The sequence below is a fragment of the Leptolyngbya sp. Cla-17 genome, from assembly GCF_016807185.1.
In the GTDB taxonomy this organism is placed as follows: domain Bacteria; phylum Cyanobacteriota; class Cyanobacteriia; order Leptolyngbyales; family Leptolyngbyaceae; genus ULC077BIN1.
The window spans coordinates 2,657,122-2,671,691 of sequence record NZ_JAEVYN010000002.1 but is presented as its reverse complement, the minus strand read 5'-3'; the positions used below and the strand labels follow the sequence as shown (position 1 = coordinate 2,671,691).

Here is a 14,570-nt window from a genome sequence, read left to right as displayed (position 1 = left end):
CTGTCCATGCCTCGACCCCGCACTCAAATTAGCCCTCATCTAGACTACGCAGATCTAACTCAGCGGTATGTTCAGTGCCAAGATGCTGGCGAGAAAAACCGTTGGTTGGTGATTCGATTGCTCAGTCATCCAAAGACTCCGATGAGCATCGAACAAACCGCTGAGATTTGTGGACTCAGTTGTAGTGGAGTGCGGAAAATTGCCCGTCGCTACAACGCCGAGGGTGCGGTCGGACTAGTCAATCGGCAACGCTTGAACCCTGGGGGCAATCGGTTGGCTTTAAGTGATGAACAGCAACGGCTATTGCGGCAACGCTTACAGAGTGCCCCGGATGATGGCGGACTCTGGAGTGGACCGAAAGTTGGGGAGTATATCGAAACCTACTTTGGCATTTGCTTACACCCCTCAACAGCCTGGAAGTATCTACGACGTTTGGGGTTGAGCTTGCAGGTGCCGCGTCCGGTGCATCATCAAAGCGCAACCCTTGAGCAGCAAGCAGAGTTCAAAGCAGGATTAGCAGGTCATGTGGCGTGGTTGCGCTCGTTGTTTCCCAATCGGGAGATTGTAATTTGGGCGGAAGACGAAGCTCGATTAGGCTTGCAACCCATTGTCAGGCGGGTTTGGGCACCCATAGGAGAACGCCCATCAGCGCATCATTCTCGCCGCTATCAATGGGTCTACACCTATGGTTTTGTCCATCCTGCCACTGGAGCGAGCTACTTCCTTTTATTGCCCCGTGCCAATGTCTCCATGATGCAGATGGCGTTAGAGCTATTTGCGGCTCAGGTCAATCCCCATCGTCAGCAGTTGATCATTCTATTGGTTGATCAGGCCGCGTGGCATATGAGCCAAAAACTTCAGGTGCCCCCCGGCATTTTCTTCTACCCGCTATTGCCCTATACCCTCCAACTGCAACCCACTGAATGTGTCTGGTCTTTGCTGCGCGAAGCAATCGCTAATCAAGTGTTTGACAATCTTGATGCTTTAGAGGATGTCTTAGTCAAGCGGTGCCAATGGTTGATGCAGCATCCTGTGATAGTTCAAGGCAAAGTGGGCTTTGATTGGATTCAAGCAATTTAATCTGGTCAAAAAGTACTGCCTTCCGCAATTCCGTATTAGGTGGCATTTACACATATCGCCCATGAAGAAGCACTGGATTGAATATCGGGAGTCATGGGCGCGACATGAGCCGATGACCTTCTGGGTTCACGTTGAGGCAGACGGTAAGGCGTGGTACAACGCTGAGGAGTTTGACCCGCCTGCACCGAAACCCTTGCCTGGTCGGGGATGGCCGGTGTATTGCGTGGAGTTTGATGGCTTTACGTTCCGCTTTGCCTCTTTGGCCGAGTTGGATGTCTGCGTCGCAACCCTATCGCGCAAGATTTTGCCGACAACCCGGCGGCTATCGACGGAGCGCGGGATGAGCGCGGGACCTAACAGCCACTGGCTTAGTCGAATGCCTAAAGGTACGAAGTCATGGCGATATCGTGAGAAGGCGGTTCGCTACCTGACCGAAGCCCGTGAGGATTTTGTTCGCGAGACACATGCCGCCTAACAACGGGATGCACCTGACCCGCGACACGAAGGCTGTCATATACAATCAAGGGCATCAGCGGGCGGGTCCATGCCTGGCGTTATCTCGCTGCGCGCAACTCTACCGGGAATGGCAACATTGCAATCGTGAATATCAAAGCTCTTTTCGATACTGCCGCACAAGACTACGATCGTACTCGGTCTCAATACATTCCGTGTTTTGATGAGTTTTATAGCACCGCTCTCGGCCTCATTCCTCACGAGAGCCAAGCCCACATCAAAGTACTTGACATCGGCGCTGGCACAGGTCTGTTGTCCGGCTTGGTTGCGGCGGCTTTTCCAAAGGCTGCTATCACTTTGGCCGACATTTCAGATGAAATGTTGAGCAAGGCGCGAGAGCGTTTCAACTCAAATCCAAACATCGAGTACTCGACTTTGGACTTTATCAATGCGCCAATCATTGGGAAATACGATGTTGTGGTGTCGGCTTTGGCGTTGCATCACACACCGCAGGAGAAGCTAAAGGGCGTGTTCCAAAAGATTTATGATGCTCTTGAAAATGGCGGCTACTTCATCAATGCAGACCAAACTCTAGGCAGCACACTGGAGAACGAAGAAAAATATGCTCAGGCTTGGCTCAACGGTACTAAAGCCAAAGGTTGCACTGACCGCGATATAGAAATTGCTATCGAGCGCATGAAGGCCGATAAAACAGCTACGTTGCAAAACCAACTCAACTGGCTGTCCGAAGTGGGTTTTGTTCATGTGGACTGTTGGTATAAAAATTATCGCTTTGCCGTCTACTCCGGCCAAAAACCGGACTGATAATCGTTAACAGCGAGATAAAACCGCTCTGCACCGGAACGTTTTACTATAGTCGGTTGAGTTGCAAAGGTTATCTACGTCCGGTGACCAAGAACGTTAGGCTGCTCTGTCTTTTGGTGGAGACATCTCACCTACTTAGGTGCAATTCTGCTGCCCGTTGCAAGCAAGGTAGCGAACCACTTGCTTTAATCTCGTGACAATCAAGATAGGGCGATAGTCCCGACTGGCACATCAAGCGTAGACATGTCGATTACTAGCCGATAGCGTACCTCTCCTTGATCGAGTCGTTCAAACCCATCCTCAATAGCCGCAGCAGAGATAATTTCGACATCAGCAGAGATGTCGTGCTTACTACAGAAGTCCAGCATCTCCTGCGATTCAAGCGTACCTGCCACCCCTGAGCTTACCAGCCGTCGCCGTCCCAGTGTCAGGAAAATGGGACTGAAATCCAGATTTGCGGGAATGCCCAAGCAGCAGAGCGTACCGTCAAGTTTGAGCGATCGCAGATAGGGGTTGAGGGGATGACGAGATGAAACGGTATCGAGAATGAAATCGAAGCGAGAGGCTTGATTTGCCATTTGCGTCTCGTCGGTTGATAGGATCGCCTCATCTGCTCCCAGCACCTTGGCATCGGCAAGCTTATCTGGAGAGGTACTAAACAGCACAACATAAGCTCCCAGCGCGCGTGCGAATTTCACCGCTATATGACCCAAACCGCCCAATCCAACAATCCCAACTGTCTTGCCGATCCCTACATTCCAATGCTGTAGGGGTGACCAAGTGGTTACCCCCGCGCAGAGTAGCGGAGCGACACTTGCCGGGTCGAGACCGGCGGGGAGGTGGTAGGCAAACTTGGCATCGACGACATAGTCACTGGAGTACCCGCCGCGCGTGATGCTGCCATCATGCCTGTCGATGCCATCATAGGTAGTAGTCACCCCTTCCAGGCAATATTGTTCTAGCTGGCGTTGGCACGATGAGCAATGACCGCAAGAATCGACTATCGTGCCGATAACCACTGCATCACCGACTCGGAATTTCGTGACATCCGTGCCGATCGCCGTCACCTCGCCCACGATCTCGTGACCTGGCACGAGTGGAAAGCGGCTCGACCCTCGAATAGCGTGCAGATCACTGTGGCAAATGCCGCAGAACTGGATTTTCACAGTGATGTCAGTCGGTCGCAATTGCCGACGCTCAAATGTCCAGGGAACGAGGCGCTCGCCTTGGCTGAGAGCCGCAAGTCCGTAAGAGAGATTGATCGCAGTGTTCTGCTTAGTCGTTTCTGACATTTGCTGGTTTCCTGAATGTGATCTGAAGAAAATGGATAGGCAATGCTTCAGAGGGCGCTTGCGGTCGGGCGAACAATGATTTCATTGACATCCACATCTTCAGGTTGAGCGATCGCATATAAAACGGCTCTGGCGATCGCCTCTGGCATGAGTGCAGTCTTGCGAAGTTCTTGTAAAAACCCTTTGCTGGCATCATCCGTGATATCAGAGCCAAGTTCAGTTTCGACGACGCCAGGAGAGATGAGAGTGACACGGATATTTTTTGACTCTTGACGCAGCCCATCGGAGATTGCCCACACCGCATATTTTGTGGCGGAATAGACAGCGCTGGTTGGCCCGACCATATGTGCGGCGATTGACGCAGTATTGATAAATTGTCCACCGCCTTGTGCTTCCATGATCGGCAGTCCCGCCGCAATGCCATTCAAGACGCCGTGGATGTTGACATTAATCATGCTGTCCCACTCCTCGACTTTCAAGGCATTCAGCCGCGATAGAGGCATTACGCCTGCATTGTTAAAAATCACATCCACGCGACCAAATTTAGCTTTGGCAAAGTGAATGAATGCTTTCATATCCTCACGATTCGTGACATCTACCGCTTTAAATTCTGCTGTGTTTCCTTGAGCACGAATTTCATCGACAATCTTGCCGAGCTTCTCCGTCCGTCGCGCCCCTAAAACAACTTTTGCACCATTTTGAGCCAGCAATCGAGCGGTTGCTTCGCCAATGCCGCTACTGGCTCCAGTCACGACGACCACTTTGTTGTCAACGCTTAACATATAGTCATTTTTCCTGATTGATTGGTCTGCATGTGTTCACAGTAGAAGTAAAAGCAAGAATGCTAAATACACAAACCTCGGAGGTTATTGCCTAATCCTCCAAACTGAGCTTTTATCGGTGCTCTATAATGCTGATTGGAGCATGATTCAATGAGTCGGTAAAAACATGACAACTGAAATCAGCTCAGTCATCAATCGAGATGCGCCGGTACACATCTCGGAGAGAATTGCAAATCAGTGCCAAGAATTGGCGACCCTCATCACTCGTCACACGGATGGCAAAGGGGATGGGTTTCATCAAACCGCGATCGCTCAATTGGAATTGCAGCGAGAATCTTCAGTTGCCACGGTACTCCGCGGTGTCTGTGATCCGACCTTTGCGATTCTCGTTCAAGGTAAAAAAGAACTGTTGCTTAATGAGGAAATCTATCGGTATGGTGCCGCTCAATACCTGCTTGTTTCAGTTGATTTGCCGTTAAGCGCATTTATTACAGAGGCGACCCCCGACAAGCCCTATCTGGGATTTAAGCTCACGTTAGACCCCGGTCAACTGTGTGACCTGGTTACCCAAACCAGCGCGATTCAGCGTCAGCAAGAGAACGCGGTGAGAGGCTTGTTTGTGAGTACGATTGACATGCCGTTGCTCGATTGCGTTCTCAGACTGACAACGCTTTTGGATACACCACAAGACATTCCAATCCTGGCACCGCTAATCATTCGTGAAATCTACTATCGCCTTTTAATGAGTGAACAAGGCAAAGCGGTGCGCCAAATTGCCACATCGGGTAGTAATATGCAGCGGATTGCAGCAGTAATAAAACGGCTCAAAGCTGATTTCGCACAACCGTTGCGAGTTGAGGATCTGGCTGGACAAGCTCAAATGTCTGCCTCCTCGTTTCATCACCACTTCAAAGCCGTGACATCCATGAGTCCGCTGCAATATCAAAAGCAATTAAAACTTTTAGAAGCGCGTCGCCTGATGCTTGCTGAAAACTCCGATGCGTCTAATGCTGCCTATCAGGTGGGGTATGAGAGCGCCTCACAGTTCAGCCGCGAGTATGCTCGGATGTTTGGTGCTCCGCCGATCCGGGACATTGAGCATTTACGGATAGCCTGAACATAGTCTGTAGGTTGAAGCTACACCAAACGCGATCGCCACCTAACAAGTCAGTGCACCGGAACGCTGAGATTTGGCTGTTTGAGTTTAACGGTTATTTGCGCCCGCTTATCTTGGTCGTTAGCCTGAAAACTCATAAAATAAGAGCATTTGCTAGTAAGGCATCGGAAGCACAATCAAAAAAAGATTGAGAAAAACCTGCGGTACTGTCGAAATGGATAAACCTCACTCGTTATAGATACAGAAGGCAACCAAATGCTTTTCTACAAAGCCGATACTGGAGTCAACCATGCAATACGCGATTTTGATTTACGAGACCGAACCAGCATTCACCAACCGTACTGATGAAGCCAATCAAGCTACCTATTGGGGAGCCTATCAGGGTTTAAACTCAGCGGAGCAGTCGCCCACCCCGCTGACTTTACTCCTAAATCGTCGCGCTATACCTAAGTTTTGGTAGACCTAATTTGGAATGAATATTGAGTTTTGAGTAGTTTAAGGACAATTGCCGTTTCGCAATTGCTGACTCCAGTTTTTGCTCTTAAAGCAGCTAGAAAATTAAGTAGTCCCTCGTTTGTGTCATAGGTGACTTCTACAAATAAGTCGTAGCTGCCTGCTACAAAAGCAACGTAGCTTACAGAGTCTTGATCAACTAACTCAGATGCGATCGTCTGTGCTCGATCCAGATCCGCCATCTTCAACTCAATCAACGCAATGTTGCGAAAGCCTAACTTGTTTGGATTTAAGTATGCCTGAATAGTAATTGCGCCAGAGCTGGTTAATCGTTGAACGCGATTACGAATCGTTGCTTCTGATACACCAACTTTCTTGGCAATTTCTGTAAATGCCGTCCGCCCATCCTTGTGCAGCAATTGAACAATTTCAACATCAAGTTCGTCTAGGTCTAACTGAGTATCTTCATCCCCTTGAAATTTATTCTCACCTTCATCAGACATAGTACGAATTTCGCAACATAAACTTTGTTCAGCATAATATCTGGCTGCGTAACAGTGGTGGAATTAAGTCTTTTAGCCAACACTCTGAAGTAGAGGATCGAAATCATCAGCTTATTAACTCTTTCTATTAACTCTGTGCAAGTCAACACATTTTATTTCGATATTCGTATTTCTTCTGTCAAAAATCTTAAATAAACAAATTTTCTTCATAAAATTTAGAGTTTTTCGTATCAAATTGGCTATTAAAATGCGATTTTGATATTTTGAGTACATTTTTAAGTCAGGAATACTCTTAATCTGATAAGCAGTTTCTACGAAGCAATTTTCCGCTCTCTGACTAGTACTTAGGCTTGTAGAAATTCAGGACATGAGTCATTGAGATTTGAACTGTCTTTGAATTACTACATGATTGCTCCGAATTATTAGAGGGATTCTAAAGTGATGCAACGTCGTCAATTTCTTAAGTATGGTGCGATCTCTGGAACTACAAGTGCGATCGCAGCTTGTACAAATATATCTGGGACTGCACCGTCAGTACAATCCAACGCCCTAAAACCCATTAAAATCGCTATTTTGACCTGGGTGGGTTACGGACCTTTTTTCGTAGCGAAAGAGCAGAAATTTTTTGAGAAATACGGGCTAAATGCAGAGATTCTCAAAATTGAGGATGCTGCTCCCCGTCGGACTGCATTGGCAAAACAAGAAGTGCAGTTTTCTATCACGACGCTTGACTGGTTCGTATCGAATCAGCTCACGGACTACCCGCTACCTGTATCCTCAAGCTAGATGATTCTTACGGGGCAGACGGCATTGTTTCCAGCAAAGATATTACCGAGGTTGCAGGCTTACGGAGTCAATCGATCGCTGTGGAAAAAGGATCGCCTTCACATTTCTTTTTGCTTTCCATGTTGAAGGAAGAGAATTTGACTGCTAAGGATGTACAGATGCTGTTTATGCCAACGGCTGGTGATGCCGCAGCGGTGTTTACTGCAGGACGGGCAAAAGCTGCCGTGACGTGGGAACCTTATCTATCCTCATCGACAAAGCAGTCGCCCAATGCCCATGTCTTGGTGACAACTCGTGAAAAGCCAGGGCTATTGCTGGATTTATTGCTCGCTAACAGTGATTATGCAAAAGCAAATCCAGATGCCGTCAATGGAGTGATTAAAGCCTGGTTTGATGCCGTTAAATTTTGGAAAACCAACCCGGCTCAAGCTAACTCTACAATTGCGAAGGGATTAGGAGTCTCTGACCAAGAACTGAGTGAGATGCTGAAAGGATGCAAGTATGCTGACTACCCGGAAAACGCTACCTATTTTGGGTTACAAGGAAATAGTTCAGCTCCATTTTTTGAAGGTTTTGCTCAAGCGCAAAAGGTTTGGCTAGAAGCAGGCTTGATGACAAAGACAGTTAATGCTGATTCTGTGATAGATGTTTCTTTCCTTAAAGGGATTACAGTGTGAGTGCATCTTTGTCACTGACGCTATTTAAAGCCTTCTTTTTTTTTGGATTCGACAGAAGCTTCCAAAATGGCTTGAATTGGTGCTGACTGCCATTGCTCTTGCCTTGCCGTTATTGCTGTGGACGATCCTAGCTATGGGGATTGGGTAGCGCCGATGTTTTTGCCAACTCTTACAGCGGATTGCAGTCAGATAGAGGACAATGAAGGATTACAACGTTGGGTCAAAAATGAAGCCGTATTCCATAGACTTTCGAGAGAAGATTGTAAGTGCTATGGAGAAGGGTGATAGCTCGATCCGAAAAGTTGCTGCCCGCTTTGCTGTCAGCAAGAGTTGCGTCGAGAGATGGATGATTCAGAAGCGCACAGAAGGTCACGTCGTTCCCCATAAGCAGGGTGGTTCGGTGAGTCCTGTGATGGAGCACAAAGACCAGTTAGTGGCGATCTTCGAGAACCAGCGCGATGCGACCTTAGCGGAATATTGTGAGCTACTCTTTGATGAGACTGGGCTATGGGTTAGCCAAAGTACTATGTGCCGAACCTTTCAGAGACTCAATTTACCGCGCAAAAAAAAACGCTCCGCTCCAGCCAAGCCACCAGCGAACGAGTCCAACTCCTGAGACAGGAGTACTGGGCACAGGTGACGAGTATAGAACTCAAAGATTTAGTGTTTCTCGATGAGATGGGTGTTCTACTGGGACTCATGCGAACCCATGCCCGTGCTGCACCTGGGGAACGAGCGTATGACTTCAAACCTTTTTATCGGGGCAAGAAGGTGAGTGTCATGGGCGCGATTACCGTCTCAAAGGTGCTGGCTGTGATGACGATAGATCAGTCGATGGACGCGGTTGTCTTTGAGGTGTACGTCTCAAAGTGTCTTGTGCCTCAACTGTGGAAAGGGGCTGTCGTGGTCATGGATAACCTGCCTGCTCACAAGGTAAAAGCCATTGCACCTTTAATTGAGGCGGTTGGAGCGAAGGTTCTGTATCTGTCTCCTTACTCTCCCGAATTTAATCCGATTGAGCATTGGTGGTCACAGTTAAAGGCTTTCCTAAGACAGTTCTCGCCGACAACCTCGAAAAGGGTAGATACCCTCATTGCCACAGCGATGGATTTGATAGATCCTCAACATTTGCACAACTGGTTTGCACACTGCTGTTACTGTCCCTCTTAACACTGCAATCCGCCGTATATCGGTATTCATCCATCAACACCCTGCAAGCTAATGGGTGAAAGTCTTCTACTCGCGCAGCGTTCTCGCAGAGTAGAAGACTGGACAAGGATTTGAGTGTATTTTAATGCACTTGCCTAACCATCTCGGTATTCATTCGCGGATGCTTGTTACGACTAGTGCAAGAGGAGATCACTCTAAGAAATTCCAGTATAGTCCTCTTTTTATATTGCGTTTTTCAAACAAAAGTCGTTGATTATAAAGGTTTTCGTTTTAAACCTGTGCTAAAAATGAGAATATTACTGTTTATTGTCGATTAAAGTTCGATAAACGCAATGTAAGTGTGATTGATTTGTAATTTGGTTTTGATTCCAATCAGTAAGGGGATGAATTCTAATGCTGGTACCAACTACGAAGCTTGCAGATAGAGTGCGATTGACCGAACTTCAGGAAAAGATTCAGTACATTGCCGCTAGACCTCTAGAATGTGCGACTGCTCTTCCAGCTCAAGCCTATACTGCTCCAGATTTCTATCAGTGGGAAGTCGAGCATATTTTCAAGAAGCAATGGCTTTGTGTAGGGCACATTTCCCAGGTTCCTAAGCCAGGAGATTACATTAATCTTGATTTACTAGATGAGCCAATTTCAATTGTCCATGGCAAAGACGATCAAATTCGAGTGCTATCGCGAGTGTGCGCCCATCGTGGCATGGACATTATGCCAGAGGGTTTCGGGCATCCAGCACAAGGTAATCGCCGCAGTTTTCTGTGCCCATATCATCACTGGAGTTACGGTTTAGATGGTCATCTATTCGGTGCACCAGAAATGCATCAGAGCCAGCAATTTGAGCGAGATAAGATTTGTTTACCCACGTTTCGCTCTGAAATTTGGCAGGGATTTGTTTTTGTCACATTTGATGCCACTCTTGAATCTGTCAGCACTCACTACGCGCAACTACTTCCCTATGTAGAACGGTGGAACATGGGAAGTATGGAAATGGTTGCAAATTTGCAGTGGGATTGCCGATTTAACTGGAAAGTGTTGGTGGAAAACTTTATGGAACCCTACCACCATTTGGGTACTCACTGCAAAACCTTTGAACCCATGATGCCTGCTGCTGGCACCTGGACAGAACCAGCATTAGTAAATACTATTGTCTGCCATTTACCTTTAGCGAAATCGATCGTAGACCAGGTGAAAGCAGGGAATTCTCCATCTGTTTTTCAATCTCCAAGCAACCTGCTGCCTGACGATCACTATGAATATTCTGTGTGTCTTGGCACTCCTAATTTCTTGCTGTTTATCGGTCCTGATCGGGTTTATTGGTATTTACTACTGCCCACTAGTGCCGGTGAAATGACTCTCCATACCACATTGTTGGTTACGCCCGAAAGTAAGGAGATGCCTGGGTTTGAGCAAGTATTGGAACAAGAGATTGCTGCACTCAGAAAATTTCACCTGGAAGATGTAGAGGTCTGTACCGCTGTGCAACGAGGACTACGTTCTTCACTCTATTCACCTGGTCCTTTAGGACACTTGGAAATGCCAATTTGGCTATTTCAACAGTATCTAGCGCAGCAAATTCAAGCGGATAGCAACCAATGAAACTCCTGATCCTGCGATCTGTTTGGACGGGTTCATCTGATTTAGATGAATTGATAGAACAAACTATCAAAGATGGATTTGATGGGTTAGAGGGACCAATTCCCAAAGAAACTGAACAACGGCGCGAATATCGTAAAAAGCTGGATGAACACAATCTAGTCTACATTGCCGAAGCCACGACAGGGATTGATTTTTCATCCGATAAAGATTGGTGGATTCCCCAACGCGATCGCACCATTCAGGATCATCTTGATGACTTACGCTGGACTGTTGAACATGCCACAGAAATGGGGGCAATGTTTGTTTCAACAATGTGTGGTTGTGATGCCTGGTCTTGGCAGCAAAATGTTGATTTCTTTGGCAAGGCTTTAGAGATTGAACAAGAGGCTAACATTGCGATTGGCTTTGAAACACACCGTGCGCGATCGCTGTTCAATCCCTGGATTACCAGAGATTTACTGCTTGAGTTTCCCCTTATGAAACTCACCTGTGATTTGGTTATGTTCTAGACCTGTGGATAGCTCTAAACCAGCAAGCCAAATTCATAGCGATTGATGAACAGTCCAATGACCACATCGTGCAACCAGATGGACTTAGAAAAGCAAATAGTTTTGCGAGCTAATCGCTTGATCCGAGTCCGTAAAGTCAAATGCTTACGCTCAATCGTCTGAGTATTGTGTTTACCAACGGTATGAAACGCTGGCTCCAGATGTCGCTCATAAGCACCCCAGCCATCCGTATAGAACTGCATAATTCCAAATGGCTCCAACAATGACTTGAGTTCGAGAAAAGCCGTGTCTTGATGGTTCGACAAGACATACGCCAATACTTCGCCTGTTGCATGATCAATGGCGTGCCACAACCAACGTTGCTGTTGCTTGGAGTGGACAAAACGACCCATCTCATCCACTTCTGCCTCTACATCCTCCCATTGGCACAGCTTGACGATGGTTTGAGTCGGTTCAAGCTGGGCTAGACGAGCTTCATTGACTGCTTTGAGATGTCGATCTTTTTTTTAACTCTTCAATCACCGTAGTCGGACTAATCTTCAACACTCGTGCAGTATCTCGGATGCCACTCCCGTTGACTGCCATATCAACAATCTGCTGTTTGACTTCGGGCAAGTAGCCTCGGTAAGCATAGTCTCGAATGAAGGTGCTGCGAGCGCATTCCGAATTACGACATTTATAACGTTGCTTGCTCTCCTCAGAGCGACCGTGCTTGACCACGTTATTGCTTCCACAATCAGGACAAAGAACAGGTTCTAAAACCATGCTGTAAGTTCACGGATAAACGTCTGTCTGTATTCTCGCATTTCCACAGGTCTAGAACATTACCAACTCACGCTGGGTAAGCTGTCCTCAAACTTTTCAAACAGCTTCTAATTAAGAAAAGGAGCCTACCACTTTGATGAATCTGAAGTAGGCTCCTCAGTCTCTTAGAGAGCAATCATCTACAGGTTTGGAGGCAAGATGACGCGATCGATGACGTGAATCACGCCGTTACTCGCTTTCACATCCGCAGAAATTACGTTGGCATCGTTCACCCTGACTTGATTGTTCATCACCCGAACATTGACTGGACTACCTTCAACCGATTTCACCTGACCAGAGCGAAGCGCGGTTGACTCTAATGCACCTGCAACAACATGATAGGTCAGCACTTTTCTCAATGCTTCACGATTTTCGGGCTTCAGCAACTGCTTTAACGTTCCCTTGGGTAATGCAGCAAAAGCTTCGTTCGTCGGGGCAAAAACGGTTAGTTGCGTTTGACCAGACAACGTTTCAACCAGCCCTGCGGCTTTCACCGCTGCAACTAACGTACTGAAGTTAGGATTTGATGCGGCAATATCGACGATCGTGTTTGTCTGTTTGGCGGAAGCTTGAACTGATGTAGATTTTGAGGCAGAGGGGTAAGCTTGAACAGGTAGGTTGATAGAAAAGCTGGTCAGTGCGATCGCGAAACTCGTAAGACCTAATTTTGAAAATTTCATTGTTAGAGACTCCTTGGGAATGACAGGGTTAGCTGAAAGATGCTTACAGTAAATACTTCAAACTGATCTGGATCTTGGTGCTTTCTCTTGAAACGAGAAAGGCAGTATCTCTGAAGTTTGGTGCACGAGTTGCAATTCTAGGATTACGCGAAAAGCCAAAGCCTTCTTTGGGAATGCCGAGAAAGCCAGTATTGAGCTTTCCATCATTGTTGGCATCGTGAATGACTGCAACCGCGTAACGACCAAGAGCTAATTGATCAAAGGTAGCTGAGGTTTCTCCAGCTTGGATACAGCGAAAAGCAAGGGCGCGATCGCTCTGATTCGGAAAACCTTGTTCGCTCGAAAACAAACTGAGACACAATGTTCCGTCTTGGTTTCTCAATCCACCAATCTCAACGGTCAAGCGGCTATTGGGAGCCGCATTCGCAGTTGATGTCACCATCCATCCTGCCAACGTTGATACTAACAGTAACCCAATCGATGAACTTCTCATTCTTGTCCCCATGCTAATATTTCTGGAAAGTTTCTTCAGATATGTTTCGGCAGACTCAATTGTTTTGAATCAAGCGCCCATCTTCCATCTCGATAATGCGATCGGCAATATCGAGAATGCGGTTATCATGGGTAACGAGCAAAATGGTGCAAGCTTGCTCTTTAGCCAGTCGTTGCATCAGTTCTACAACATCACGCCCTGATTTTTTATCGAGTGCCGCTGTCGGTTCATCGGCAAGCACGATTTTGGGATTCGTGACCAATGCACGAGCAATCGCAACTCGTTGTTTTTGACCACCCGAAAGATTGTTTGGATAGTAAGCAATGCGATTGCCTAAACCGACTGTCTCTAGCATTTGTCTTGCTTTTTGCTTGCGATCTCGCCAAGGAATCTTCGGGTGTAATTCTAAAGACATCTCCACATTTTCCTGGGCTGTTAAACTAGCGAGCAGATTGTGTGCTTGGAAAATATAGCCAATCTGTTGTCTGACTTGAACTAACGGCGATCGCGTTGCTCCACAAAGTTGTTGATTAATCACTCTCAAGCTGCCAGTTTGACAAGCTCGCAGTCCGCCAATCAGAGAAAGCAGTGTGGTTTTTCCTGATCCAGAAGGACCTGTCATAATCACAATCTCACCTGCTTGAATATCAAGATTGATGTCGAATAACACAGGTTTCTGAAGTCGTCCTTGACCGAAAAAATGATTTAAGTCGCGAATTGCAATGAGTGGGCTTACTTCCAAAGCTTTAGAAAATGACCGTGAAGAAGAGAGTTGGATCATAAGAAATTAAAAACGGTAGCCAATCCCTAACAGAACACCGACATCGGTCTTACTTTCACCAAAACCAACATTGAGTCGGGTAGTTGCCATAATGCGATCGGCAAGTGGAACATCAACCCCTGCAACAAGAAGCGGGTCAACCTCAAAATCCTGTGAGGTATTGATATTAATGCCACCACCAATAAAGGGATAAGCAACCACCTCGGTAGTATTCGTATTCCGAATCGGGATACCAATCGTCAATGCAGGCATTACAGCAGTCTGATCTCCAAAAACGGTAGAGTTATGAATGGAGATATTATCGGTAATGCCAATCCGAGATAGTATCGAAAAGCCGCCATCTGCTAATCCGGTTTCACCTCCACGTATCCCCAAACCTCCACCAAGTCCGATATAGCTCCGTCGCTCTTTTGGGGCTGGCTGTCCTGTCTCAGAGGCTTGAGAGAGCTTCATCGCTTCTGATGCAGATTGGTTCTGAAGCTTGACATTCTGAGCAGAACTATTGCCGCTTGTAATGGCGATCATTGCAATGATTGTTGAAGCACATTGAACTAATTTCATAC

Annotated in this window: 17 protein-coding genes and 1 pseudogene; 10 read left to right on the top strand and 8 right to left on the bottom strand. The window is 47.0% G+C overall.

Annotated features, from left to right (window positions below):
* Positions 1–6: 6 nt before the first annotated feature.
* From JOY44_RS23245 to JOY44_RS23235, 3 genes are all read left to right on the top strand, one after another.
* Positions 7–1,080, top strand: a complete 1,074-nt coding sequence (locus JOY44_RS23245; RefSeq protein ID WP_171571797.1) for an IS630 family transposase — start codon at positions 7–9, stop codon at positions 1,078–1,080.
* A 61-nt stretch (positions 1,081–1,141) separates the two neighbouring features.
* On the top strand, positions 1,142–1,555 hold the full coding sequence (locus tag JOY44_RS23240; protein WP_171575762.1) for a hypothetical protein: 414 nt from the start codon (positions 1,142–1,144) through the stop codon (positions 1,553–1,555).
* A 125-nt stretch (positions 1,556–1,680) separates the two neighbouring features.
* Positions 1,681–2,358: a class I SAM-dependent methyltransferase gene (locus JOY44_RS23235; RefSeq protein WP_171575761.1), complete on the top strand. Its 678-nt coding sequence runs from the start codon at positions 1,681–1,683 to the stop codon at positions 2,356–2,358.
* A 200-nt stretch (positions 2,359–2,558) separates the two neighbouring features.
* On the opposite strand, the gene JOY44_RS23230 is transcribed toward JOY44_RS23235, so the two are convergent.
* Together JOY44_RS23230 and JOY44_RS23225 are read right to left on the bottom strand one after the other, a co-directional pair.
* A complete protein-coding gene (locus JOY44_RS23230) occupies positions 2,559–3,650 on the bottom strand; it encodes an NAD(P)-dependent alcohol dehydrogenase (protein ID WP_197985705.1) in 1,092 nt (363 codons plus the stop codon).
* Between the two features lie 47 nt (positions 3,651–3,697).
* Positions 3,698–4,432: an SDR family oxidoreductase gene (locus JOY44_RS23225; RefSeq protein WP_171575760.1), complete on the bottom strand. Its 735-nt coding sequence runs from the start codon at positions 4,430–4,432 to the stop codon at positions 3,698–3,700.
* Between the two features lie 166 nt (positions 4,433–4,598).
* Here JOY44_RS23225 and JOY44_RS23220 point away from each other — a divergent pair, with 166 nt between their 5' ends.
* Positions 4,599–5,549, top strand: a complete 951-nt coding sequence (locus JOY44_RS23220; RefSeq protein ID WP_171575759.1) for an AraC family transcriptional regulator — start codon at positions 4,599–4,601, stop codon at positions 5,547–5,549.
* Positions 5,550–5,838: 289 nt separating this feature from the next.
* Entirely contained in the window at positions 5,839–6,009 is a 171-nt protein-coding gene (locus JOY44_RS23215; protein ID WP_171575758.1) for a hypothetical protein, read from the top strand.
* Here the strand turns inward: JOY44_RS23215 and JOY44_RS23210 are convergent.
* On the bottom strand, positions 5,996–6,505 hold the full coding sequence (locus JOY44_RS23210; RefSeq protein WP_171575757.1) for an Lrp/AsnC family transcriptional regulator: 510 nt from the start codon (positions 6,503–6,505) through the stop codon (positions 5,996–5,998). The two genes, JOY44_RS23215 and JOY44_RS23210, sit on opposite strands and share 14 nt — an antisense overlap.
* 564 nt (positions 6,506–7,069) lie before the next feature.
* Between JOY44_RS23210 and JOY44_RS23200 the strand changes: the two are divergent.
* The 5 genes and pseudogenes from JOY44_RS23200 to JOY44_RS23180 all read left to right on the top strand — a co-directional run.
* Positions 7,070–7,968: pseudogene (locus tag JOY44_RS23200) on the top strand (ABC transporter substrate-binding protein); the annotation flags it as partial.
* A 199-nt stretch (positions 7,969–8,167) separates the two neighbouring features.
* A complete protein-coding gene (locus JOY44_RS23195; protein WP_171571820.1) occupies positions 8,168–8,584 on the top strand; it encodes a helix-turn-helix domain-containing protein in 417 nt (138 codons plus the stop codon).
* The gene (locus tag JOY44_RS23190) at positions 8,497–9,138 is read left to right on the top strand and encodes an IS630 family transposase (RefSeq protein ID WP_171571819.1); all 642 of its coding nucleotides are present in this window, start codon (positions 8,497–8,499) and stop codon (positions 9,136–9,138) included. Before JOY44_RS23195 ends, JOY44_RS23190 begins: the two co-directional genes overlap by 88 nt.
* A 393-nt stretch (positions 9,139–9,531) precedes the next feature.
* Positions 9,532–10,740: an aromatic ring-hydroxylating oxygenase subunit alpha gene (locus JOY44_RS23185; RefSeq protein ID WP_171575755.1), complete on the top strand. Its 1,209-nt coding sequence runs from the start codon at positions 9,532–9,534 to the stop codon at positions 10,738–10,740.
* The gene (locus JOY44_RS23180) at positions 10,737–11,249 is read left to right on the top strand and encodes a TIM barrel protein (protein WP_197985704.1); all 513 of its coding nucleotides are present in this window, start codon (positions 10,737–10,739) and stop codon (positions 11,247–11,249) included. The genes JOY44_RS23185 and JOY44_RS23180 overlap by 4 nt, the downstream gene beginning before the upstream one ends.
* Before the next feature lie 14 nt (positions 11,250–11,263).
* Here the strand turns inward: JOY44_RS23180 and JOY44_RS33000 are convergent.
* The 5 genes from JOY44_RS33000 to JOY44_RS23150 form a co-directional block, all read right to left on the bottom strand.
* Positions 11,264–12,014, bottom strand: a protein-coding gene (locus JOY44_RS33000; protein WP_415881111.1) for an IS1 family transposase whose coding sequence is annotated in 2 segments (ribosomal slippage) — positions 11,264–11,755 and positions 11,757–12,014 — 750 coding nt in all. Because the reading frame shifts where the segments join, the coding sequence is not laid out codon by codon here.
* Positions 12,015–12,193: 179 nt separating this feature from the next.
* Positions 12,194–12,733 carry a fasciclin domain-containing protein gene (locus tag JOY44_RS23165; protein ID WP_171575754.1) on the bottom strand — a complete coding sequence of 180 codons (540 nt, stop codon included), beginning with the start codon at positions 12,731–12,733 and terminating at the stop codon, positions 12,194–12,196.
* A 43-nt stretch (positions 12,734–12,776) separates the two neighbouring features.
* Positions 12,777–13,175: a DUF2141 domain-containing protein gene (locus tag JOY44_RS23160; protein WP_207211204.1), complete on the bottom strand. Its 399-nt coding sequence runs from the start codon at positions 13,173–13,175 to the stop codon at positions 12,777–12,779.
* A 106-nt stretch (positions 13,176–13,281) separates the two neighbouring features.
* Positions 13,282–14,007, bottom strand: coding sequence for a DevA family ABC transporter ATP-binding protein (locus tag JOY44_RS23155; protein WP_171575753.1), 726 nt, complete (start codon positions 14,005–14,007; stop codon positions 13,282–13,284).
* Between the two features lie 6 nt (positions 14,008–14,013).
* A complete protein-coding gene (locus JOY44_RS23150) occupies positions 14,014–14,568 on the bottom strand; it encodes a hypothetical protein (RefSeq protein WP_171575752.1) in 555 nt (184 codons plus the stop codon).
* Between the last annotated feature and the right edge of the window lie 2 nt (positions 14,569–14,570).